This window comes from Streptomyces sp. NPDC096046, assembly GCF_040303285.1.
Taxonomy (GTDB): Bacteria; Actinomycetota; Actinomycetes; order Streptomycetales; family Streptomycetaceae; genus Streptomyces.
This window is the reverse complement of sequence record NZ_JBEOSZ010000008.1, coordinates 34749-56624: the sequence shown is the minus strand read 5'-3', so window position 1 is coordinate 56624 and position 21876 is coordinate 34749. Positions and strand designations below refer to the sequence as shown.

At 70.9% G+C, this 21876-nt stretch carries 20 protein-coding genes and 2 pseudogenes; 10 read left to right on the top strand and 12 right to left on the bottom strand.

Annotated elements, in window-relative coordinates:
- Positions 1 to 88: 88 nt before the first annotated feature.
- The 5 genes from ABTX62_RS09720 to miaA form a co-directional block, all read right to left on the bottom strand.
- Positions 89 to 1615: a M1 family metallopeptidase gene (locus tag ABTX62_RS09720; RefSeq protein WP_352115648.1), complete on the bottom strand. Its 1527-nt coding sequence runs from the start codon at positions 1613 to 1615 to the stop codon at positions 89 to 91.
- 282 nt (positions 1616 to 1897) lie between these two features.
- Positions 1898 to 4078, bottom strand: coding sequence for a RelA/SpoT family protein (locus ABTX62_RS09715; protein WP_352115647.1), 2181 nt, complete (start codon positions 4076 to 4078; stop codon positions 1898 to 1900).
- A 297-nt stretch (positions 4079 to 4375) separates the two neighbouring features.
- Positions 4376 to 5248 (bottom strand): diaminopimelate epimerase, encoded by an 873-nt coding sequence (gene dapF / locus ABTX62_RS09710; protein ID WP_352115646.1) that lies wholly within the window; start codon positions 5246 to 5248, stop codon positions 4376 to 4378.
- Positions 5249 to 5360: 112 nt separating this feature from the next.
- Positions 5361 to 5873, bottom strand: a complete 513-nt coding sequence (locus ABTX62_RS09705; protein WP_352115771.1) for a hypothetical protein — start codon at positions 5871 to 5873, stop codon at positions 5361 to 5363.
- A 108-nt stretch (positions 5874 to 5981) separates the two neighbouring features.
- A complete protein-coding gene (miaA, locus tag ABTX62_RS09700; RefSeq protein ID WP_352115645.1) occupies positions 5982 to 6920 on the bottom strand; it encodes a tRNA (adenosine(37)-N6)-dimethylallyltransferase MiaA in 939 nt (312 codons plus the stop codon).
- Between the two features lie 182 nt (positions 6921 to 7102).
- Between miaA and ABTX62_RS09695 the strand changes: the two genes are divergently transcribed.
- Positions 7103 to 7369, top strand: a complete 267-nt coding sequence (locus ABTX62_RS09695; protein WP_352115644.1) for a hypothetical protein — start codon at positions 7103 to 7105, stop codon at positions 7367 to 7369.
- 26 nt (positions 7370 to 7395) lie between these two features.
- Positions 7396 to 7716: an antitoxin gene (locus ABTX62_RS09690; RefSeq protein WP_352115643.1), complete on the top strand. Its 321-nt coding sequence runs from the start codon at positions 7396 to 7398 to the stop codon at positions 7714 to 7716.
- Between the two features lie 287 nt (positions 7717 to 8003).
- Here ABTX62_RS09690 and ABTX62_RS09685 read toward each other — a convergent pair whose 3' ends face one another.
- From ABTX62_RS09685 to ABTX62_RS09670, 4 genes and pseudogenes are all read right to left on the bottom strand, one after another.
- On the bottom strand, positions 8004 to 8720 hold the full coding sequence (locus ABTX62_RS09685; RefSeq protein ID WP_352115642.1) for a class III extradiol dioxygenase subunit B-like domain-containing protein: 717 nt from the start codon (positions 8718 to 8720) through the stop codon (positions 8004 to 8006).
- 58 nt (positions 8721 to 8778) lie between these two features.
- Complete coding sequence (gene miaB / locus ABTX62_RS09680) at positions 8779 to 10293, bottom strand: tRNA (N6-isopentenyl adenosine(37)-C2)-methylthiotransferase MiaB (RefSeq protein WP_352115641.1); 1515 nt, start codon at positions 10291 to 10293, stop codon at positions 8779 to 8781.
- A 63-nt stretch (positions 10294 to 10356) separates the two neighbouring features.
- A pseudogene (locus ABTX62_RS09675) lies at positions 10357 to 10488 on the bottom strand (LuxR C-terminal-related transcriptional regulator); the annotation flags it as partial.
- A pseudogene (locus tag ABTX62_RS09670) lies at positions 10488 to 10673 on the bottom strand (sensor histidine kinase); the annotation flags it as partial. The pseudogenes ABTX62_RS09670 and ABTX62_RS09675, both read right to left, overlap by 1 nt.
- Before the next feature lie 167 nt (positions 10674 to 10840).
- Here ABTX62_RS09670 and ABTX62_RS09665 point away from each other — a divergent pair.
- Positions 10841 to 11326 carry a cation:proton antiporter regulatory subunit gene (locus ABTX62_RS09665; protein ID WP_352115640.1) on the top strand — a complete coding sequence of 162 codons (486 nt, stop codon included), beginning with the start codon at positions 10841 to 10843 and terminating at the stop codon, positions 11324 to 11326.
- Positions 11327 to 11330: 4 nt separating this feature from the next.
- Complete coding sequence (locus tag ABTX62_RS09660) at positions 11331 to 12548, top strand: cation:proton antiporter (RefSeq protein ID WP_352115639.1); 1218 nt, start codon at positions 11331 to 11333, stop codon at positions 12546 to 12548.
- A gap of 58 nt (positions 12549 to 12606) precedes the next feature.
- On the opposite strand, the gene ABTX62_RS09655 is transcribed toward ABTX62_RS09660, so the two are convergent.
- Positions 12607 to 13014, bottom strand: coding sequence for a pyrophosphohydrolase domain-containing protein (locus tag ABTX62_RS09655; RefSeq protein WP_352115638.1), 408 nt, complete (start codon positions 13012 to 13014; stop codon positions 12607 to 12609).
- A gap of 97 nt (positions 13015 to 13111) precedes the next feature.
- Here ABTX62_RS09655 and ABTX62_RS09650 point away from each other — a divergent pair, with 97 nt between their 5' ends.
- Entirely contained in the window at positions 13112 to 14113 is a 1002-nt protein-coding gene (locus ABTX62_RS09650) for a TAXI family TRAP transporter solute-binding subunit (RefSeq protein WP_352115637.1), read from the top strand.
- 30 nt (positions 14114 to 14143) lie between these two features.
- On the opposite strand, the gene ABTX62_RS09645 is transcribed toward ABTX62_RS09650, so the two are convergent.
- Together ABTX62_RS09645 and ABTX62_RS09640 are read right to left on the bottom strand one after the other, a co-directional pair.
- Entirely contained in the window at positions 14144 to 15550 is a 1407-nt protein-coding gene (locus ABTX62_RS09645; RefSeq protein WP_352115636.1) for a sensor histidine kinase, read from the bottom strand.
- Between the two features lie 9 nt (positions 15551 to 15559).
- Positions 15560 to 16246, bottom strand: a complete 687-nt coding sequence (locus tag ABTX62_RS09640; protein ID WP_352115635.1) for a response regulator transcription factor — start codon at positions 16244 to 16246, stop codon at positions 15560 to 15562.
- Between the two features lie 286 nt (positions 16247 to 16532).
- Here ABTX62_RS09640 and ABTX62_RS09635 point away from each other — a divergent pair, with 286 nt between their 5' ends.
- The 5 genes from ABTX62_RS09635 (at position 16533) to ABTX62_RS09615 (ending at position 21833) form a co-directional block, all read left to right on the top strand.
- Entirely contained in the window at positions 16533 to 17309 is a 777-nt protein-coding gene (locus tag ABTX62_RS09635) for an amino acid ABC transporter ATP-binding protein (protein ID WP_352115634.1), read from the top strand.
- Between the two features lie 75 nt (positions 17310 to 17384).
- Complete coding sequence (locus ABTX62_RS09630; RefSeq protein ID WP_352115633.1) at positions 17385 to 18230, top strand: glutamate ABC transporter substrate-binding protein; 846 nt, start codon at positions 17385 to 17387, stop codon at positions 18228 to 18230.
- Between the two features lie 132 nt (positions 18231 to 18362).
- Complete coding sequence (locus ABTX62_RS09625) at positions 18363 to 19040, top strand: amino acid ABC transporter permease (protein ID WP_352115632.1); 678 nt, start codon at positions 18363 to 18365, stop codon at positions 19038 to 19040.
- Positions 19037 to 19945: an amino acid ABC transporter permease gene (locus ABTX62_RS09620; protein WP_352115631.1), complete on the top strand. Its 909-nt coding sequence runs from the start codon at positions 19037 to 19039 to the stop codon at positions 19943 to 19945. The genes ABTX62_RS09625 and ABTX62_RS09620 overlap by 4 nt, the downstream gene beginning before the upstream one ends.
- Positions 19946 to 20225: 280 nt before the next feature.
- Positions 20226 to 21833: an FAD-dependent monooxygenase gene (locus ABTX62_RS09615; protein WP_352115770.1), complete on the top strand. Its 1608-nt coding sequence runs from the start codon at positions 20226 to 20228 to the stop codon at positions 21831 to 21833.
- Positions 21834 to 21876: the final 43 nt, after the last annotated feature.

Here is a 21876-nt window from a genome sequence, read left to right as displayed (position 1 = left end):
GAAGCCGGGTTCGGCCCCTGCCCTCGGCCACACCCGCACCGCGCCGACCTGAAGATGTTCGCACGGCACGGGGCGTCTCGTCATCGTGTTATCGGGTCGGCGTCCTCGCCGCCCTGGCCCTGTCCGGGGCCTGCGGTTTCGCCGGCGTCTCCGGCTTCCAGTCCGGGTGCCCCGGCATCGGCGGAGTCTTCTCGCCGTACAACCAGTCCTGGAAGAAGCCGTCCAGGTTGCGCCCGGAGATCTCGGCGGCGAGCCGGACGAAGTCCTCCGTCGTGGCCGTGGCGTCCTGGTGCCGGGTGACCCAGGTGCGTTCGAGGCGTTCGAACGCCGGGCGGCCGATCTCCTGGCGCAGGGCGTACAGGACGAGGGCTGCGCCGTCGTAGACGTTGGGCCGGAAGATGCTCGTCTTGCGGGCGGGGTCGGGTGCCTTGGGTGCGGCGGGCGGCCCGCCGGCGGCGCGCCAGCGGTCGGAGGCCCCGTACGCGGCCTTCATCCGGTCCCGCATCGGCTTGTCGGCCTGCTCCTCGGCGTACAGCGCCTCGTACCAGGTGGCGTGCCCCTCGTTGAGCCACAGATCGGACCAGGTGCGAGGGCTGACACTGTTGCCGAACCACTGGTGGGCCAGTTCATGGACCATGATCGACTCGACGTACCACGGGGGGTGGACCGGCTCGGTGAAGAGTTCCCGCTCGAAGAGGGAGAGCGTCTGGGTCTCCAGTTCGAAGCCGGTGGAGACGTCGGCCATGAGCAGGCCGTACGTCTCGAAGGGGTAGCGGCCGACCTTTCTCTCCATCCAGGCGATCTGGCCGGGTGTCTTCTCCAGCCAGGGTTCGAGGGCCTTGCGGTGCGTGGTCGGGACGACATCCCGCACGGGCAGCGCGTGCGGGCCGGTGCGGTGCAGCACCGTGGAGCGGCCGATGGAGACCTGGGTGAGCTCGGTGGCCATCGGGTGCTGACTGCGGTACGTCCACGTCGTCGTCCCGCCGGACTTCTCCACTCCGGCGGACAGACCGTTGGCGACGGCGGTGTGACCGTCGGGTGCGGTGACCCGGATGGTGAACATCGCCTTGTCGGAGGGGTGGTCGTTGCACGGGAAGACCAGGTGCGCGGCATCGGCCTGGTTGGCCATGGCCAGGCCGTCCGCGGTGCGCACCCAGCCGCCCTCGCGGCCCTCGGCGGGCACGGGATCACTGGTGTGCCGCACGGTGATCCGCATCCAGTTGCCGTCCGGCACCGCGCCCTCGGGCGTGATCACCAGATCCTCGCCGGCGGTGCGGAACTGCGCGGGCTCGCCGTCGACCTCCACCGACTCGACCGTGCCGTGAGCGAAGTCCAGGTTGACGCGGTCCATGTCGGCGGTGGTCCAGGCGTCGATGGTGGTGACGGCCCGCAGCGGCTCGCTGTTGCTGCCCGGGTAGGTGAAGGAGAGGTCGTACGCCGCCACGTCGTAACCGGGGTTCCCGAGGTGAGGGAAGAGGCGGTCGCCGACGCCGAGCGGGACGGCGGGGGTGCCGGCGGCGACGAGGCAGACGGAGATGGCCGAGGTGAGCAGGGCGGCGGCGATCCGGCGACGGCGGGGGGTAGTGGTGGCCTGGCTGTGGGGGGTCAGGAGCATGCCTCACGGCTACCAGCACGCGGGCGAGCGGCGGGGGCGGCACGCTTCCGTCCCACCCGAACCGGGGACGGCGACCTGCGCCGGGTGCCGGTTCCCGCCGTCCGGAGGACCGTCCGGCGGCCGGGCTCGGGTGCCCTTCGCGGCTGCGGGCCGGCCGGTGTCAGCCGTTTCTGCGAACCGCGGCTGCGGCCCGGCCCGGTCCACCGCTCTGCGGCTGCGGCTGCGGCTGCGGCTGCGGCCCAGGGCAGGCCATCTGCGAACCGCGGCTGCGGCCCGGCCCGGTCAGCCGTTCTGTGGTTGCGGTGGGGACTGCGCCCGGCTGACGTCGTACACCCCGGCCACATCGCGCATCGCGCGCATCAGGGCGGGCAGATGGTCCGCGTCCGGGAGCTGGACGGTGTACGTGTGCCGCACCTGCTGCTGAGTGGGGGGCTCGACGGTCGCCGAGACGATCTCGGCGCCCTCTGAGGCCATGGCTTCGGTGAGATCGGCCAGCAGATGGGGACGGACGAACGATTCGGCGACCAGTGTGACCCGGCACTCGGCGGCCTCACCCCAGCCCACGCCGACCTCCGCACGCCCCCCGTCCTTCATACGCGCCACCACGGCGCACTCCACGCGGTGCACGGTGACCGCGCCCCCGCGCACGGTGAAGCCGGTGATCTCGTCGGGCGGTACGGGTGTACAGCATCGGGCGAGACGGACGCTCGCGCCGGGCCGGTCGGTGAGGACGTGGCCGGTGGCGGGGCGGTCGGCGGGCTGCTCGAGGGGCGCGACCGGCTCGGGCACGTCGGCGGGCCGGAGGGCTGTCCGGTCCTCGTCGATCCGCACCTCGCTCTGCTGGGACTCGGCCTGCGCCGGATGGGCGGCCAGCCACCGCTGGATGGCGATCCGGGCCGCGGGCGTGTGGGCGTGCTCCAGCCACTCCCGGGAGGGCTCCGACGCCGGGTCCTGGCCCATGAGCAGCTGGACGGTGTCACCGTCCTTCAGGACGGTGCTCAGCGTCGCCAGACGGCCGTTCACCCGTGCGCCGATGCAGGCGTGCGCGTCCTCGCCGTACTGCGCGTACGCGGCGTCCACACAGCTCGCCCCCTCGGGCAGGCCGATGGTGCCGCCGTCCGGCCGGAAGACGGTGATCTCGCGGTCCTGGGCGAGGTCCTCGCGCAGGGTCGACCAGAAGTGGTCGGGGTCCGGGGCCGCCTCCTGCCAGTCGAGGAGCCGGGAGAGCCAGCCCGGGCGGGTGGGGTCGACGCGCTCGCCGTCGGCCGGGTCGTCGGGAGCCGGTGCGTACGGATTGCCGAGGGCGACGACGCCGGCCTCGGCGACCTTGTGCATCTGGTGCGTGCGGATGAGGACCTCGACGACCTGCCCGTCCTCGCGCGCCACGGCCGTGTGCAGCGACTGGTAGAGGTTGAACTTCGGTACGGCGATGAAGTCCTTGAACTCCGAGACCACCGGGGTCATACACGTGTGCAGTTCACCCAGCACTCCGTAACAGTCGGCGTCCTCGTTCACCAGCACCAGGACCCGGCCGAAGTCCGAGCCGCGGAGCCGGCCGCGTTTGCGGGAGACGCGGTGCAGTGAGACGAAGTGGCGGGGCCTGATGAGGACCTCGGCCTGGATGTCCGCCTCGCGCAGCACCCCGCGTACCTCGTCGGCGACCTCGGCGAGCGGATCGTCCGTGCGGGCCGCGTTGCGGACGATCAACTCCCGGGTGTGCGCGTACTCCTCGGGATGCAGGATCGCGAAGGCCAGGTCTTCCAGCTCGGTCTTGAGCGCCTGGACCCCGAGCCGTTCGGCGAGCGGGATGAGCACGTCACGTGTCACCTTGGCGATGCGCTCCTGCTTCTCGGGGCGCATGACGCCGAGGGTGCGCATGTTGTGCAGCCGGTCGGCGAGTTTGATCGACATGACGCGGACGTCGTTGCCGGTGGCGACGAGCATCTTGCGGAAGGTCTCGGGCTCGGCGGCGGCGCCGTAGTCGACCTTCTCCAGTTTGGTGACGCCGTCGACGAGGTAGCGGACCTCCTCGCCGAACTGGTCGCGCACCTGGTCGAGTGTGACGTCGGTGTCCTCGACGGTGTCGTGCAGCAGGGATGCCGTCAACGTCGTGGTTTCGGCGCCGAGTTCGGCGAGGATCAAGGTCACGGCGAGCGGGTGCGTGATGTACGGCTCGCCGCTCTTGCGCATCTGGCCGCGGTGCGAGGACTCGGCAAGGACGTAGGCATGGCGCAAGGGCTCGAGATCCGCGTCGGGGTGGTGGGCGCGGTGGGCCTCGACGACGTGGCCGATGGCGTCGGGCAGCCGGCCGCGGGCGGCGGGGCCGAGCAGGGCCGCGCGGCCGAGGCGGCGCAGATCGATCCGGGGGCGGGCCTTTCTGCGGGGGGCTGTCGGCGTCAGCGGTCCTGACACCGCGCCCGGCATCGGGCCTGGGGTCACGGAATTCGTGGCCTCCGCACTCATGGGCACCTCCGGCTGCGTCAACCGGCGGACGGGGTGCCCCAGAGCGGACACGGCTCAGGGGGCGGCTTCGGTCCCCCGTCCGGGCCGGTGCTTGATGCTACCGAGCCCACCACGCCGGACTGACCGCCTCTCGCCGAGCGTGAAACTGATCACCCATTCGAGGGACGAATGTGAGGTTTGTACCCCTGCACTTCACAGCCCACACGGAGTGATTCCCGCCAACTGGCCGATTGGCAACGGTTGTTTCGAGTCGGCCGACCGAGGGCGCGCGGGTGTTTCAGGACGGCCCGCCCCGGCTCACGCGGACCTGGCGGCGTCCAGCCAGTCCGCGTCGATCTCACCCTCGGCCACGATCACGGCCGGGCCGGTCATCTCGATCTCGCCGTCGGGCCGCTCGGTGATCACCAGGGTGCCGCCGGGGACGTCCACGGTGTACGTCACAGGTGTGCCGGTGACCGTCGGGTCGGCGCCGTCACGCCGGGCGGCGGCCACGGCGACCGCGCACGCGCCCGTACCGCACGAGCGGGTCTCACCGGAGCCGCGCTCGTGCACGCGCAGCGCGACGTGTCCGGGAGCGCGGTCGACCACGAACTCGACGTTCACACCGTCCGGGTAGGTGGCGGCCGGGCTGAAGGGCGGCGGGGAGTGCAGGTCGCCGGCGTGCGTCAGGTCGTCCACGAAGGCGACCGCGTGCGGGTTGCCCATGTTGACGTTCCGCGCGGGCCAGCTGCGCTCGCCCACACTCACCGTGACGTCACCGTCGGGCAGTACCGCCTTGCCCATGCCCACGGTCACGTCACCGTCCTTGGCGATGTGCACGGTCTTCAGGCCGCCGCGGGTGGCGACCGCGAGGTCTCCCTCGGTCACGTGTCCGGCGCGCTGGAGGTAGCGCGCGAACACGCGCACGCCGTTTCCGCACATCTCGGCGATCGAGCCGTCGCCGTTGCGGTAGTCCATGAACCACTCCGCCTCGGCCGCCATGCTCTCGGCCTCCGGGTGCGCCGCGGACCGCACGACGTGCAGCAGCCCGTCACCACCGATGCCCGCGCGCCGGTCGCACAGGGCGGCGACGGCGGCCGGGGGCAGGTCTATGGCGTTCTCGGGGTCCGGGACGATCACGAAGTCGTTCTCCGTGCCATGACCTTTGAGGAAGGCGATCCGCGTGCTCATGCCTCGATCGTAAGGGGTGCCCACGACAACGCCTCGGCGCTCCGGTGGCGGTGCTCCCGCATCTCCGGAGCCCTCGGCGCCGCCGCATCTCGCCGGGCGCGCCGTACGGCGATCAGCGCAACCGCGCCACGCGCCACACGGCGAGGACCACCACCACGGCCACGAGGAGGGCGTACGCGAGGGCGACCCGCCAGTCGGGTCTGCGGCCGGAGCCCTTGGCGGGCAGCCCCGGCCAGGTGCAGCCGACGCGACGGGCGGCCATCATGCCCCAGCCGGCCGCGCAGGAGCAGATCAGCAGACCCAGCATGGCGATGACGGCACCGCTGTCGCCGAAGTCGAAGGCGAGCGGGAACGCGAACATCAGGGAGCCGAGTGCCGCGAGGCTCACGATGGGGGCCAGCTGCCAGACGCGGAGCCGGCGCTGCGGGCGCAGCTCGACCTCGACCTCGTCGGCGAACATCTCGCCGGGCTCGGGACCGTCGTCCGTCACGCCCTGCGTCTCGTCGGGCCCGTCGGAGCTGAGGTGGTCCACCTCCTGCTCGGGCGCGTCGGTACCCTCCGCCCCATCCCGCTCGGCGGTGATGTGGTCGGTGCTTCGTGCGGTGTCGCGAGGGCCGGCCTCCATCGCCACGCGCCCTCCCAACTAGGACTCAACTCGGTCGATCGAAGCTCGATGATGGCACGCCGCCGGAGGACCGGATGACGGCCTGGGCGTCCCGATGCCATGACGTGATCAGGCTGTAACCGGTCGTTCGACCAAGGACAGCGCGAGCTGTGGAAGTTCCGTCAGATCGGTAGCCGCCCCACTCAACCAGTGCACCCGCGGGTCGCGCCTGAACCATGAATCCTGGCGGCGCGCGAAGCGCTTGGTGGCACGGACGGTCTCGGTCCGTGCTTCCTCCAGGGTGCACTCCCCGGCGAGCGCCGCGAGCACCTGCTGGTAGCCGAGCGCGCGCGAGGCCGTACGCCCTTCGCGCAACCCCTGCGCCTGGAGTGCGCGCACCTCGTCCACCAAGCCGGCGTCCCACATCCGGTCGACCCGGCGCGCGATGCGCTCGTCGAGCTCGGGGCGGGCCACGTCGACGCCGATCTGGAGGGTGTCGTACACCGAGTCGTGGCCGGGGAGGTTGGCCGTGAAGGGCCTGCCGGTGATCTCGATCACCTCCAGGGCGCGCACGACCCGGCGGCCGTTGCTGGGCAGGATCGCCCGAGCGGCCTCGGGGTCGGCGGCGGCCAGGCGGGCGTGCAGCGCGCCGGAGCCGCGCAGCGCGAGTTCCTCCTCCAGCCGGGCGCGGACCTCGGGATCGGTACCAGGGAACTCCAGGTTGTCGACGGCCCCGCGCACGTACAGTCCGGAGCCGCCGACCAGGATCGGCCAGCGGCCCTCGGCGAGCAGGGCCTCGATTCGTTCCCTGGCCAGGCGCTGGTACTCGGCCACGGACGCCGTGACGGTCACGTCCCAGATGTCCAGGAGGTGGTGGGGGACGCCGCCGCGCTCTTCGGGCGTCAGCTTGGCGGTACCGATGTCCATCCCTCGGTAGAGCTGCATGGAGTCGGCGTTGACGACTTCGCCGCCGAGACGCTGGGCCAGGAAGACGCCCAGATCGGACTTTCCGGCCGCGGTCGGACCGACGACGGCGATGACACGGGGGGCGGGGGGTGCACTGCTCACCGACCCAGTCTCGCAAACCTCCCACCCTGCTCTCGAACGAGTTACGTGACGCCACGGCCGCGGGGTCGTTGCCCGTTGCGAGGTTTCTGCCGCCGGATCGCGGAGGCGGTGGCCCGGGCCGCGCAAACCGACGCACCGGGCAACGCGGGATTTCGCCCGCACGAGTAACGTATGGAGTGGATATGGGCGTTTTTGCACGACTTCTCCGGCGGTCGAAGGCCACGGCGGAGACGCCTGCGGCCGAGGCTCGGACAGACAAGACGGCCGAGACCGAGACGGAGGCGGCCGAGACCGCGGAGCCGAAGAACGGCGACGGAACGGCGGAAGCGGCCGGGCCGGCTGCCGAGGCCCCCGCTCAGGCCACCGAGGGCGAGGGCGTCGACATCCCCAAGCAGCAGTCCACCGACAAGGCGGCCGACAACGAGGCGGGCGAGGGCGCCCGCACCTGACCGTCCCGCGCGAGAGAAGGTGAGTCATGGGCCTCCTGGACAACGTGAAAGCCAAGCTGGGCCCGGCCAAGGGCAAGGTCTCGGACCTCGCGCAGCGGCACGAGGGCAAGATCCACCACGGGCTCGACAAGGCCGCACAGGCCGTCGACAAGAGGACCAAGGGCAAATACAGCGACCGGATCCAGTCGGGCACGGGCCGGGCCAAGGGCGCCATGGAGCGGCTCACGCACAAGGAGGACGGGGCACCGCGCACGGGCGGCACGACGCCGTCCGGCGCAAGCAGCACGACTCCACCGCCGACCGCGGGCGGCACCCCGCCGCCGGAGGCACCACCGCCCACGTCCTGAGCGCATCGGCACAGAAGGCTCCGGGCGCGCATCGGCGCAGCACATTCCGGGCGCGCGCATCGGCACAGCAGGCCCCCGGGCGCGCGCGTCGGCACGGCAGGTCCCGGGGCGCGCATCGGCCCGCGGAGAGGCGCATCGGCGGACGGCCGCGGAGTTCAAAGGGCTCCCTGCCGTCCGCCGTGTCCGGCGCCCTTCGCCGGCGGGCTCCTCACCGGCAGGGAGTCGGCGGACGGCACGCCCCCCTTCCCGGCCCCCGCGCCCCGGCCCCCGCGCGCTCTGAGTCCCGCCTATGACCAGGCGGCGACGACGTAGCCCACGCCGTAGGGTGCGTCCTCGTACAGCAGCGATCCGCCGAGGCCGGTGCCCTCGGCCGCGCCCGCCAGCACCTGCCAGGGGGGCCGGCCGGACGCCTTCAGTTCGTGCGCCGCGCCGCTGTCCAGCGAGGTGAGTGCGGGCAGGTCCGCCGAGCCGAGTGCCCGCGCGACCTCCGCGTCGAAGGGCGCTGCCCGTTCGTCCAGATAGCCCGGGGCCTTGAGCGTCCGGCACGCGCTGGCGTCACCCATCACCAGCAGGGCCACTCGATCGTCCCGGGCTGCGATGTCCCTGCCGGTCCGCAGGCACGACGCGGGCGGGTACGTCTCCCCCACCGCCAGCCCCTCGACCGGCGCGTGGGACCACCCGGACCGCTCCAGCAGCCAGGCGGCCACCGCCAGCGCGTACGGCAGCCGCGGTCCCGGGTCGGCGCCCTCCGCCGCTCCCAGTCGTACGTCCAGGTCGACACCGAAGCCCCGGAACGATCCCCGGGTCCCCTCCGGGTACGTCTCCGGCCCGGCACGGTCCGCCACCGGGCCGACGACCACCAGCCGGCCCGGCCGGGCGGCGGCGAGCACGTCCAGCGCGTCCGTGCAGGCTGCCCGCGCGGTATCCAGTTCCGGGGCGGCGCCCGCGGCGACCTCGGGGATCAGGAGGGGCGGGCAGGGGCAGACAGCGGCGGCGACAAGCATGATCGGCAGGGTAGCTCTCAGGAACCGCTGCCACCGCACAGGGCGGCGGCGACCCGGCTCAGTCGCAGCCGCACCCACTCGTCACGGCTTGCAGCGGCTCTGGGGCGCCGATCTTGGGCAGGCCCAGCATCACCCCGACGGGCTTGGCCTTCTCGGCGGCGTTGCGCTTCTCCCAGGCGTCGCCCGCGCGGGTGCGACGTACGTCCAGCACGGCACCCTCGGCGAGGAGGTGGTGCGGGGCGGCGTAGGTGATCTCGACGGTGACCACGTCGCCGGGGCGGACCTCCTGGCCCGGCTTGGTGAAGTGGACCAGACGGTTGTCGGGGGCGCGGCCGGACAGGCGGTGAGTGGTGTCGTCCTTGCGGCCCTCGCCCTCGGCGACCATCAGCTCCAGGGTGCGGCCGACCTGCTTCTTGTTCTCCTCCCAGGAGATCTCCTCCTGGAGGGCGACGAGCCGCTCGTAGCGCTCCTGCACGACCTTCTTGGGGATCTGGCCGTCCATCTCGGCGGCCGGGGTGCCGGGGCGCTTGGAGTACTGGAAGGTGAAGGCCTGGGCGAAGCGGGCCTCGCGCACCACGTGCAGCGTCTGCTCGAAGTCCTCCTCGGTCTCGCCCGGGAAGCCCACGATGATGTCCGTGCTGATCGCTGCGTGCGGGATGGCGGCGCGGACCTTCTCGATGATCCCCAGGAAGCGCTCCTGTCGGTAGGAGCGGCGCATCGCCTTCAGGACCGGGTCGGAGCCGGACTGGAGCGGCATGTGCAGCTGCGGCATCACGTTCGGCGTCTCGGCCATGGCGGCGATGACGTCGTCGGTGAAGTCCCGCGGGTGTGGAGAGGTGAAGCGGACGCGCTCGAGGCCGTCGATCCTCCCGCAGGCGCGCAGCAGCTTGCTGAAGGCCTCGCGGTCGCCGATGTCGGAGCCGTACGCGTTGACGTTCTGCCCGAGCAGCGTGATCTCGGAGACACCCTCGGCGACCAGGGCCTCGATCTCGGCGAGGATGTCGCCGGGGCGACGGTCCTTCTCCTTGCCGCGCAGGGCCGGGACGATGCAGAAGGTGCAGGTGTTGTTGCAGCCGACGGAGATGGAGACCCAGGCCGCGTAGGCGCTCTCGCGGCGGGTGGGGAGCGTCGAGGGGAACGCCTCCAGCGACTCGGCGATCTCGACCTGCGCCTCGTCCTGCACGCGTGCGCGTTCCAGCAGGACGGGCAGCTTGCCGATGTTGTGCGTGCCGAAGACGACGTCCACCCAGGGCGCCCGCTTCACGATGGTGTCGCGGTCCTTCTGCGCGAGGCAGCCGCCGACCGCGATCTGCATGCCGGGGCGGCTCGCCTTCTTCGGGGCGAGGTGGCCGAGGTTGCCGTACAGCTTGTTGTCGGCGTTCTCACGCACGGCGCAGGTGTTGAAGACGACGACGTCCGCCCCGTCGGCGCCCTCCGGGGCACGGACGTAGCCCGCGTCCTCCAGCAGTCCGGACAATCGCTCGGAGTCGTGGACGTTCATCTGGCACCCGTAGGTGCGTACCTCGTATGTGCGCGTGCCGCCCACTGACAGGCTCCGGTCGATGCTGCTCATGGGGACAAGGGTAGGCGGTCGGCGAAAGTGACTCGGCCGCCTGTGGACAACCCCGCGTCCACCTCAGGGCTCGATGAGTCCTGCCCTCATCGCGTACCGGGTCTGCTCCGGGCAGTCGCGCATGCCGAGTCTCCGGAGGAGGTTGGCGCGATGGCGTTGGACGGTCCTGGCGCTGATGAAGAGCAGTTCGCCGATGCGAGCGGCAGCACCAGGCCGCCGAGCAGGACGAGTGCCTCGCCCACGAGGACGGGGGTGGACACCGTGACCGGGCCGAGAAGCAACGCCGTGGCCACGACCGGACCGACCGCGTTGAGCGAGAAGATCCGCCAGAACAACGACACGCTGCGGGAGCCGGCCCTTCCCGCCGTCGCGCGGTGCACCGCCCCCGCCGGCCTCTCCGGCGACCGGCCGCCGCGTATATCCGTCACGACACCCGTGTCGTCACCGTACGGCCGGATGGGAGCATGCGGACGTGACCCGTCCGATGATCGGCACCGTTCATCAGACCGCCGAAGCACGACAAACGAGACGAACAAGGGGAAGCAACGTGTCAGCTCCGCGCCTGAGGGCGACGCCGCTGCCGGGTATCGGGGTCCAGTACGACCTGGAGACCCGGGAGCACCGCCATCTGTCGGTGGTCGCGCACCGCGACGGCACCCGCACGGTGAACGTCTACCGCTCCGACGACCCCGACTCGTGCGCGCACTCCCTGCGGCTCACCAGCTCGGAGGCGGGTTCGCTGATCGACGCGCTGACGCCGTCCCACCACAGCCCGAGCCTGCTGTACACCACGGACCTGGGTCTGGTCGCCGAGCGGATCGAGGTGGCCGCGACCTCGCACTGGAACGGGCGGGTGCTGGGCGACATGCGGATGCGGACGGAGACGGGCGCGTCGGTGGTGGCCGTGCTGCGCCGGGCCGAGGCCATCCCGTCGCCCGCGCCCAACTTCCGGCTGGCCGGCGGTGACACGCTGATCGTCATCGGCACCCGTGAGGGCGTCGACGCGGCCGCGACCATACTCGGGCGGGAGTGAGCTGTTGCACTCCGCGGTCCTGCTCATCGAGTTCGGTTCCATCATTCTCGGCCTCGGCCTGCTCGGCCGGTTCGCCGGCCGGTTCCGGATCTCCCCCATACCCCTGTACCTCCTGGCCGGTCTGGCATTCGGCGAGGGCGGTCTGCTGCCGCTGGGCGCGAGCGAGGATTTCGTCGCCACGGGCGCGGAGATCGGCGTCATCCTGCTGCTGCTGATGCTGGGCCTGGAGTACACGGCGAGCGATCTGGTCTCCAACCTCAAGACCCACTACCCGTCCGGGCTGGTCGACTTCGCGCTCAACGCGCTGCCCGGGGCGGCGGTGGCGCTGCTGCTCGGCTGGGGCCCGGTGGCCGCCGTCGTGCTGGCCGGTGTCACCTGGATCTCGTCGTCCGGCGTGATCGCCAAGGTGCTGGGCGACCTGGGCCGGGTCGGCAACCGGGAGACGCCGGTGATCCTCAGCGTGCTGGTGCTGGAGGACCTGGCGATGGCGGTGTATCTGCCCATCGTCACGGCGCTGGTGGCGGGTGTCGGACTGATGGCCGGGAGCGTGACCCTGGCGATCGCACTGGGCGCGGCCGGGCTCGTACTGTTCCTGGCGGTGCGCTACGGCAGGGTCATCTCACGGTTCGTCTCCAGCGACGACCCGGAGAAGCTGCTGCTGGTCGTGCTGGGCCTGACCATCCTGGTCGCGGGTGTCGCGCAGCAGCTCCAGGTGTCGGCCGCGGTGGGTGCCTTCCTGGTGGGCATCGCCCTCTCGGGGGAGGTCGCCGAGGGCGCGCACACCCTGCTGAGCCCCCTGCGTGACCTGTTCGCGGCGATCTTCTTCGTCTTCTTCGGGCTGCACACCGACCCGACGAGCATCCCGCCCGTCCTGCTGCCGGCCCTCGGACTGGCCCTCCTCACCGCGCTGACGAAGATCGCCACCGGGTACTGGGCGGCCCGGCGGGCCGGGATCTCCGTCAAGGGGCGCTGGCGGGCGGGCGGCGCGCTGGTGGCGCGTGGCGAGTTCTCGATCGTCATCGCCGGCCTGGCGGTGTCGGCCGGCATCGAGCCGTCCCTCGGCCCCCTGGCCACGGCCTACGTCCTGATCCTGGTGGTCGTCGGGCCGCTCACGGCGCGCTACACCGAGCCGGTGGCGACCTGGTGGGCACGGCGCCGCGAGCCCCGCCACCCGCAGCCCCTGCCCCGGACTGCAGAGGCGGAGGCACCGGTCGTGGACTGAGGAGGGAGGCGGCCGGGCGGCCCACATCCGCGTGACCGGCCCGGGGCGTACCCGCCGGTCAGGCGCCCGCGCCCGGCACCCACCCCTGCTTGCGCAGCACTCCCGGCACGTCCGGAGCCTCGTAGTGCTCGCCCTTGAGGACCTTGCCGTCCTCCCGGCGGGACACCGAGCCGTCGGGGCCGATCTTCGTCATGTTGGAGCGGTGGATCTCGGCGAGCACCGCGTCCAGGTCGATGCCGTGCACGAGGGCGGTGCCGTACGCGACGTAGACCACGTCGGCCAGCTCGTGGGCGAGCCGGTCGAGCGGGCCGTGCACCGACACCTCGGCGACCTCCGCGGCCTCCTCGGCGAGGAGTTCACCGCGGTGCGCCGCGAGTTCCGGCGAGACCTCCGTCGGCGTACTGCGGGCGTCCAGGCCGAAGGCGCGGTGGAACTCACGGACCAGATCGGCGGGCGAAGAACTCATGGGGCCGACTGTAGTGGCGCCCACTGACAGTCCCCCGCCCTGGCCCTGTGACCCCCTGCCCTGGTCAGCGGGCACACCGGCTGGCAGGATCGCCCGCATGTCCAGAACGCTCCCCGACATCGGCAGGCGCCGTGCCTTGCAGGGCGGCACCGCCGCCCTCGTGATCCTCGGCCTGCTCCTGTGGTGGCTGCGTCCCTGGGCCGAGGAGCCGCCGAGCGGGACGATCAGGTTCAGCACGGGCACCCGCGCGGGGGTGTACCACGAGTACGGCAAACTCCTGCGCAAGGAGATCGACAAGGACATGCCCGACCTGAGGGTGCGGCTGCTGACCAGCGCCGGCTCGCAGGAGAACATCGCCGACGTGGCGACCGGCAGGAGCGACTTCGCGATCGCCGCTGCCGACGCGGTCGCCACGTACAAGTTCGACAACAGCCGGGGGGCCGACCGGCTGCGCGGTGTGGCCCGCCTGTACGACGACTACGTCCAGCTCGTCGTACCACCCGACTCGGACATCCGTTCCGTCGCCGACCTGCAGGGCAAGCGCGTGGCCATAGGGCTGCCCGACTCCGGGGTACGGCTGATAGCCAACGGTGTGCTCAAGGCGGCCGGCATCGACCCGGAGAAGGACATCGAGCCGTCCTCGGACGGGATCGACACCGGACCCAAGCGCCTGGGGCACGGCCTCGACGCGTTCTTCTGGTCGGGCGGGCTGCCCACGGACGGCCTCAGCCGCCTGGCCGACAAGTCGGCATCGGCCTTCCGGTTCGTGCCGATCGACGCCACGCTCGTGGCCAAGCTGCACGACCAGGGCGGCGCCACGCGCTACTACCGCGCCACGAAGATGCCGGAGTCGGCCTATCCCCGCATCCAGCGCGGCGAGCCGGTGCCGACCCTCGCGGTGTCCAACCTGCTGGTCACCCGCAGCGACATGGATCCCCGGCTCACCGAGTGGCTGACCCGTACGGTGCTGGACAGCCGGGACCTCATCGGGGAGAAGGTGCACTCCGCCCAGCTGGTCGACGTGCGCACGGCGATCTACACCGACCCGCTGCACCTGCATGCCGGCGCCCAGCGCTACTACCAGTCGGTCAAGCCGTAGCGCCCGGCCCCTCCCGCTCCTCGCCCTGCGTCAGGCCGTAGCCGCCGACCGTGGCACCGCCACCGTCACCTTCAGCCCGTGCGGCTCGTGACGGTCGTACGCGATCGAACCGCCGCCCGCCGCGAGCAGCGCCCGCGAGATGGACAGCCCGAGGCCGGAGCCCTTGATGTTCTGGTGCCGGCCGCTGCGCCAGAAGCGGTCGCCGACGCGGGCCAGCTCCTCATCGGTGAGGCCGGGGCCGTGGTCGGTGACGACGACGGTGGAGGTGTCGCCCCGGGAGGCCACGCTCACCTCGACGGTCTCGCCCTCGGGCGTGAACTTCACCGCGTTGTCGATGACCGCGTCCAGCGCGCTGGACAGGGCGACCGGGTCGGCCCACGCGGTCGTGGGCGGGCAGTCCCCCACCAGGCGCACGCCCTTGGCCTCGGCGGTCGGGGCCCAGGCCGCGAGACGTTCGGCCGCGAGCTCGCCGATGTCGGTGACCTTCAGATCCGCCTCGGTGTGCTCGGCCAGCGCCAGGTCGAGCAGGTCGTCCAGGACCTGCGCGAGACGCTTGCCCTCGGTCTGGACCGAGGCGATCTCCTTGTTGCCCTCGGGCAGTTCGAAGGAGAGCAGCTCGATGCGCAGCAGCAGCGCCGCGAGGGGGTTGCGCAGCTGATGCGAGGCGTCGGCGACGAAGGCGCGCTGCTGCTCCAGCACGCCCTCGACGTTGTCGGCCATCTCGTTGAACGACCGTGCCAGACGCTGGAGTTCCGGCGGCCCGCCGGCGGCCGCGACCCGGGACTTGAGCCGCCCGGTGGCGATGTCGTGGGTGGTGGCGTCCAGGACCCGTACGGGCTTGAGCACCCAGCCGGTCAGCCGCAGGGCGGCACCGACGGCCAGCAGCATCGCTGCGAACTCACCCGCGCCGATGACCAGCCAGCCGTGCAGCGTGCGCGAGCGCATCCGTCCGGTGGGCGAGTCGGTGACGACGACCGCGACGACGTCCCCGTCCCGGATGACCGGCGAGGCCACCACGAGGTTGCGGCGCTGCCAGGGCCACACCTGCTTCGGATCGTGGCTGCGGCGGCTGAGCTTCGCCTCGGCGAAGGCGTCCCGGACCTCGCCCTCGCCGGGCAGGGACCAGTCGGCCGGGGCGTGGGCCATGGCCACGCCGGTGCGGTAGAAGACACCGGAGCGGATGCCGTAGACCTCGTAGTAGCTGCGCAGCTCGCTGCTGAGGGTGGCAAGCCGCTCGTTCTCGAACGCGCTGGTGGTCCCGTCGGGCGAGTCGGTGACGAACTGCGCGAGGGCCGCGAAGCGTGCCGTGTCGTCGATCCGGTCGACGACGACCTTCTGCTGCTGCGCGCCGGCGAGGCTGACGGCGAGCGGGATGCCGAGGGCGAGCAGCACGGCCGCCATCAGAATGATGAGCAGCGGGAGCAGACGAGTGCGCACCCGGCCCCGCTAACCGGCAGGCGCGACGAGCCGGTAGCCGACTCCGCGTACGGTCTCGATGAGGGCCGGCATCCGCAGCTTGGCGCGCAGGGACGCGACATGCACCTCCAGGGTGCGCCCGGTCCCCTCCCAGCTGGTCCGCCACACCTCGCTGATGATCTGCTCCCGGCGGAAGACCACCCCGGGCCGCTGCGCCAGCAGGGCCAGCAGGTCGAACTCCTTGCGGGTCAGCTGGACCACCGCCCCGTCCACACTGACCTGGCGGGTGGGCAGCTCGATGCGCACCGGGCCGAGCCGCAGCCGGGTCTCGATGCCGCTGGAGGTGTCCTCGTGGGAGGTGCGCCGGCTGACCGCGTGGATGCGGGCGAGCAGTTCCCCGGTGTCGTAGGGCTTCACCACGTAGTCGTCGGCGCCGAGGTTGAGACCGTGGATGCGGGAGCGCACGTCGGAGCGGGCGGTGACCATGATCACCGGGGTGCTGGTGCGCTTGCGGATCTTGCCGCAGACCTCGTATCCGTCCTGGTCGGGCAGGCCGAGGTCGAGGAGGACGACGCCGAAGCAGTCGCCCTCGGGGACGAGTGCCTGGAGGGCCTCCTCACCGCTGCGCGCGTGCGTGACGTCGAACCCGTGCCGCGCCAGAACCGCCGACAGGGCGGCGGCGACGTGGTTGTCGTCCTCGACGAGCAGCAGTCTCATCCGGTCCCCTTTCGGTTCACTGGCCGTACGATCTGGGTGTGTACAAAAACGTGCACGCGCGCGTGCACCGTGTGCAGTCACGCTGATGGATGAGGACGGCGTCAAGAGGGTTCCGGTTGCGGACCGCTTCCGTTACCCGGCTGGTATGAGCGCCGCTCCCTGGTGCTACGACATGTGGCCGATTGCTATCGGATCGTGATCCTCAGATTCACCTCAGATGTAATGACGCAGTTCGTACCGGGTCACTACTGTCCTCCGAAACCGAGGAGGACGGAGCCTGAGAGCGATGACCGAAGTATCGGTGGCCAAGGAAGATGTGGCCGCGACCGGAGAACTGGTCGTCCTGAAGAGCGTCAACAAGCACTTCGGCGCGTTGCACGTACTCCAGGACATCGACCTGACGATCGCCCGCGGCGAAGTCGTCGTGGTCATCGGGCCCTCCGGGTCCGGCAAGTCCACCCTGTGCCGCACCATCAACCGCCTGGAGACGACCGACTCCGGCTCGATCACGATCGACGGCAAGCCGCTGCCCGCCGAGGGCAAGGCACTCGCGAAGCTGCGCGCCGATGTCGGGATGGTCTTCCAGTCCTTCAACCTCTTCGCGCACAAGACCGTGCTCGAGAACGTGATGCTCGGCCAGATCAAGGTCCGCAAGAAGGACAAGAAGACGGCCGAGGAGCGGGCCCGGGCCCTGCTCGACCGGGTCGGCGTGGCCGCGCAGGCCGAGAAGTACCCGGCTCAGCTCTCCGGCGGCCAGCAGCAGCGCGTCGCCATCGCACGGGCGCTGGCCATGGAGCCGAAGGTCATGCTCTTCGACGAGCCGACCTCCGCGCTCGACCCCGAGATGATCAACGAGGTACTGGAGGTCATGCAGCAGCTCGCCCGCGACGGTATGACCATGATCGTCGTCACCCATGAGATGGGTTTCGCACGATCGGCTGCAAACCGCGTGGTCTTCATGGCGGACGGCCGAATCGTCGAGGAAGCTGCGCCCGACCAGTTCTTCAGCAATCCGCGCAGCGATCGCGCGAAGGACTTCCTGTCGAAGATCCTGCATCACTGAGGCGCGCGTCGCGCCTGCGACGAGCCGCCTCACCCGAAACGACGGTCTTTCTCTTCACGGCAAAGGATGTTCACCATGAAGCTCCGCAAGGTCTCCGCTGCGGCTGCCACCGCTCTCGTTCTCGCCCTGACCGCCACCGCCTGTGGTGGCGACGACGGCGGTGACTCCAACGGCTCCGGCTCCGGAGGCGGCGACAAGATCAAGATCGGCATCAAGTACGACCAGCCCGGTCTGGGCCTGAAGGAGCCCGACGGTTCCTTCTCCGGCTTCGACGTGGACGTGGCGACGTACGTGGCCAAGGAACTGGGTTACAAGCCCGACCAGATCGAGTGGGTCGAGACCAAGAGCGCCGACCGTGAGAACGCGCTGTCCCGCGGTGACGTGAAGATGATCGCGGCCACGTACTCGATCACCGACGAGCGCAAGGAGAAGGTCGACTTCGCCGGTCCGTACCTGCTGGCCCACCAGGACCTGCTGGTGAAGGCGGACTCGGACATCAAGGAGGGCACCGACCTCAACGGCAAGAAGCTGTGCTCGGTGGCCGGTTCCACCTCGGCCCAGAACGTCAAGGACGAGATCGCACCGAAGGCCCAGCTCCAGCGTCTCGGCGGCTACTCGGAATGCATCGCGGGTCTGCAGAGCGGCGCCCTTGACGCCGTGACCACGGACGACTCGATCCTCGCCGGCTTCGCGGCGCAGGACCAGTACAAGGGGCAGTTCAAGCTCACCGGGCTCAAGCTGAGCAACGAGAACTACGGCATCGGTGTGAAGAAGGGTGACACCGAGACCCTGAACAAGATCAACGACGCGCTGGAGAAGATGGTCAGCGACGGCGCCTGGGACAAGGCCGTCGAGGACAACTTCGGGCCGGCGAACTACAAGAACGAGCCTGCCCCGAAGATCGGCCAGATCGTCCAGTAACGCGGGACTCCACCGACGCAGCACCCCCGCGATCACAACGGGGATCCGCAGGCGCGCCGCCGCCCATCGCTTCTCCGGCGGCGGCGCGGCACGTCCGCTGCCCATGCCACACACCCGGAAGCGCGGGAGATCGTGTTCGACTTTCTATCTGACTATGACAACCCGACCCTGTTGGGTGCCTTCTGGGTCACGGTGCAGCTCACCGTCCTCTCGGCCATCGGGTCTCTGATATGGGGCACCCTGCTGGCGGCCATGCGGGTCAGCCCTGTTCCGCTGATGCGCGGGTTCGGCACCGCCTATGTGAACATCGTCCGGAACATCCCTCTCACCGTCATCATCGTCTTCACCTCGCTCGGCCTCGCCAACATCTTCGGCGTAACGATGGGCGTCCCCGACGACTTCGAGGCCAAGGCATTCCGCCTGGCGGTGCTCGGCCTGGTCGCCTACACCGCCGCCTTCGTCTGTGAGGCGATCCGCTCGGGCATCAATACCGTGCCCGTCGGTCAAGCGGAGGCGGCCCGAGCCATCGGGCTGAGTTTCAGCCAGGTCCTGCGGCTCATCGTGTTGCCGCAGGCATTCCGCTCGGTCATCGGGCCGTTGGCGAACGTGCTGATCGCGCTGACCAAGAACACGACCGTGGCGGCCACGATCGGTGTGGCGGAGGCCGCCCTCCTCATGAAGGACATGATTGAGAACGAGGCTCAGACGCTGCTCATCGGCGCGATCTTCGCCTTCGGGTTCGTGGTACTGACCCTGCCCACCGGCCTGTTCCTCGGCTGGCTGAGCAAGCGACTGGCGGTGAAGCGATGACGTCCGTCCTCTACGACGCCCCCGGCCCGCGGGCCAAGCGGCGCAACGTGCTCCTCTCTGTGGTCTTCTTCGTCCTGCTCGCCCTGCTCCTGTGGTGGATCTGGCAGACGATGGACGACAAGGGCCAGCTGGAGTGGTCCCTGTGGAAGCCGTTCACGACGTCCCAAGCGTGGACGACGTATCTGCTGCCGGGCCTGGCCGATACCCTGAAGGCTGCGGCCCTCTCCATGGTCATCGCCCTCCCGCTGGGCGCCGTCCTCGGCATCGCGCGCATGTCCGACCACCGCTGGGTGCGCATCCCGGCCGGCGCGGTGGTCGAGTTCTTCCGGGCCATCCCGGTGCTGCTGCTGATGCTGTTCGCCAACGAGTTCTACGTCCGCTCCACCGGCATTCCCAGCGATGAGCGGCCCTTGTACGCGGTCGTCACCGGTCTGGTGCTCTACAACGCGTCGGTCCTCGCCGAGGTCGTCCGCGCGGGCATCCTCTCCCTGCCGAAGGGGCAGTCGGAGGCGGCGATGGCGATCGGCTTGCGCAAGAGCCAGACGATGACCAGCATCCTGCTGCCGCAAGCCGTCACGGCCATGCTGCCGACGATCGTCAGCCAGTTGGTCGTCATCGTGAAGGACACCGCGCTGGGCGGCGTGATGCTCGGGTTCACCGAGTTGCTCAACACACGGAGCACCCTCGCGGCCAACTACGCGAACGTCATCCCCAGCTTCATCGTGGTGGCGGTCATCTTCATCGTGCTGAACTTCATCCTCACGTCCTTCGCCTCCTGGCTGGAGGGCAAGCTGCGCCGCAGCAAGCGCAGCACGGGTGCTGTGCTCGGTGCCGACAAGGTCGACGACGTGAACGCGGCCGAAGTGGGCGGCACCTACCGCACAGGTGCCGGGGGCAGTATCTGACGGCCCGACAACCTGCACGGCTGTGGCCCACCGGGGAACGGTGGGCCATAGCCGTGCCGAGCCCTGAGCCATTCGGCTCCGGCCGCGCCTGACACCCCTTCACGTGACGAGCGTGTCGCCCGGCTACCTTTGATGCGATGCCATGATCGCCACCAGCGCCTGGTCACTTGACGCAAGCACCCGCAATAGGTTGCATACGTTCTGTGATCGTGCACCCTGCTCCACCTTCGTGTTCACCTACGTCTCTCAGGACACCACCGCGGGCAGGGGGCGCCACGCCGTGGACCCGGTGATCATCGTCGGAGCGGGGCCTGTCGGGCTCACGCTCGCCCTGGCTCTGGCGCGTCAGGAGGTGCCCTGCGTCGTTCTCGACGAGGGTCCGGGCAAGGACGAACCCCGTGCGGCGCGTACCGTCGTCCTGCGCGAGGACACCGCCGCCCTGATGGAGCGGCTGACCGGCGTGCCCCTGGCCCGAGCCGGTGCGCACTGGGCCGGATGGCGGTCGATGCGACGCAAGCAGGTGATGCGCGAGATCGTCTTCGACGGCAGCGAGCCCGCCCCCCTGCACATCGCCCAGCACGTCGTCACCAACGCGCTGCGCGCGGCCCTCTCGGGCGAACGGCTCGTCAAAGTCGCGGTCGAGAGCCGCCTCGACGGCCTCGAACAGGAGCCCTCGGGTGTCACGGCACATACCCGCGGTCCCAAGGCGACGTGGTGGCGCGGCAGTTACCTGGTCGGCTGCGACGGCCCCCGTTCGACCGTGCGCAAGCTGCAGGACATCCGCTTTCCGGGCCGTACGGCGGTGGAACGTCACGCCGTCGCGGCGCTCCGCACGGAACTGCCCTGGTACGACGAGGCGCTGCTGCACCGCCAGCCGCCCTGGCGCATGTCGGGTCCCTCGGCCGGCGAGGTCACCGCCCGCCCGCTTCCGGACGGTGTCTGGCGCCTGGACTGGCTCCTGCCGTCCGGCAAGGACCTGGTCACACCCGAACTGCTGCTCACCCGCATCCGGGAGACCCTGGCCGGCTGGGCGGGCGGCACCACGCCGCCGTACGAGCTGCTGGACACCGGTGTGCACACCGTCCACCACCGGCTGGCCCGTCGCTGGCGCGCCGACCGGGTGTTCCTCGCCGGGGACGCCGCCCATCTGCTCGGCGCGCTCGGTACGCACGGGCTGGACGAGGGGCTGCGGGACGCCGACAACCTCGCCTGGAAACTGGCCCTGGCCTGGCACCACGGGCCGCACGAGGCCCTCCTCGACAGCTACCAGACGGAACGGCGGGCGGTCGTCGCCGCCCGGCTCCGCGCCGCCGACCAGGCACTGCCCTTGCTGCGCGGCGGCGGAGGCCTGCGCGCGGTCGTCCCCGGCTCGTCCCGCGGCCACGACGCCCTGCTCACAGAGGGTCACCTGGGGCAGGGCCAGCTCGGCGCGCCGGGGGCGTACGCCGACTCGCCGCTCGCGCCCCGGCGCCTCGAAGGCGAGGTGCCGGTCGACACCCCCCTCGGAACACCGGTCACCGACGTACGGGTCACCGCGGAGGACGGCACCTTCGTGCGGCTCCGGGACCGGCTCGGCCGGGGCGCGCTGCTCGTGGTGCTGATCGCGCCGGGCACGGGCGTCTGGGAGCGCAAGCATTGGGTGGGCGCCGGCATCATGCCGCAGCTCGCGGCGGCGGTCACGGCACTGCCCCATCCGGCGGAGCTGCTCGTCGCCGAGAGTTATCCGGGCGCCGCCGCGCACACGGTGCTTCTGGTGCGCCCCGACGGGCACCTCGTCACCGCGCTGAGTGGGGTGCGCCCGGCCGACCTGTACGCGGCGGCGGAGGCCACGGTGGGTGGACCGGTGAAAGCGCAGGCAGAGGCCGGTGCTTCGGCCGGCTCACGCTGACGCCCAGCACGGAAGGATGTGCTCACTGTCACGGTGTGTGCGC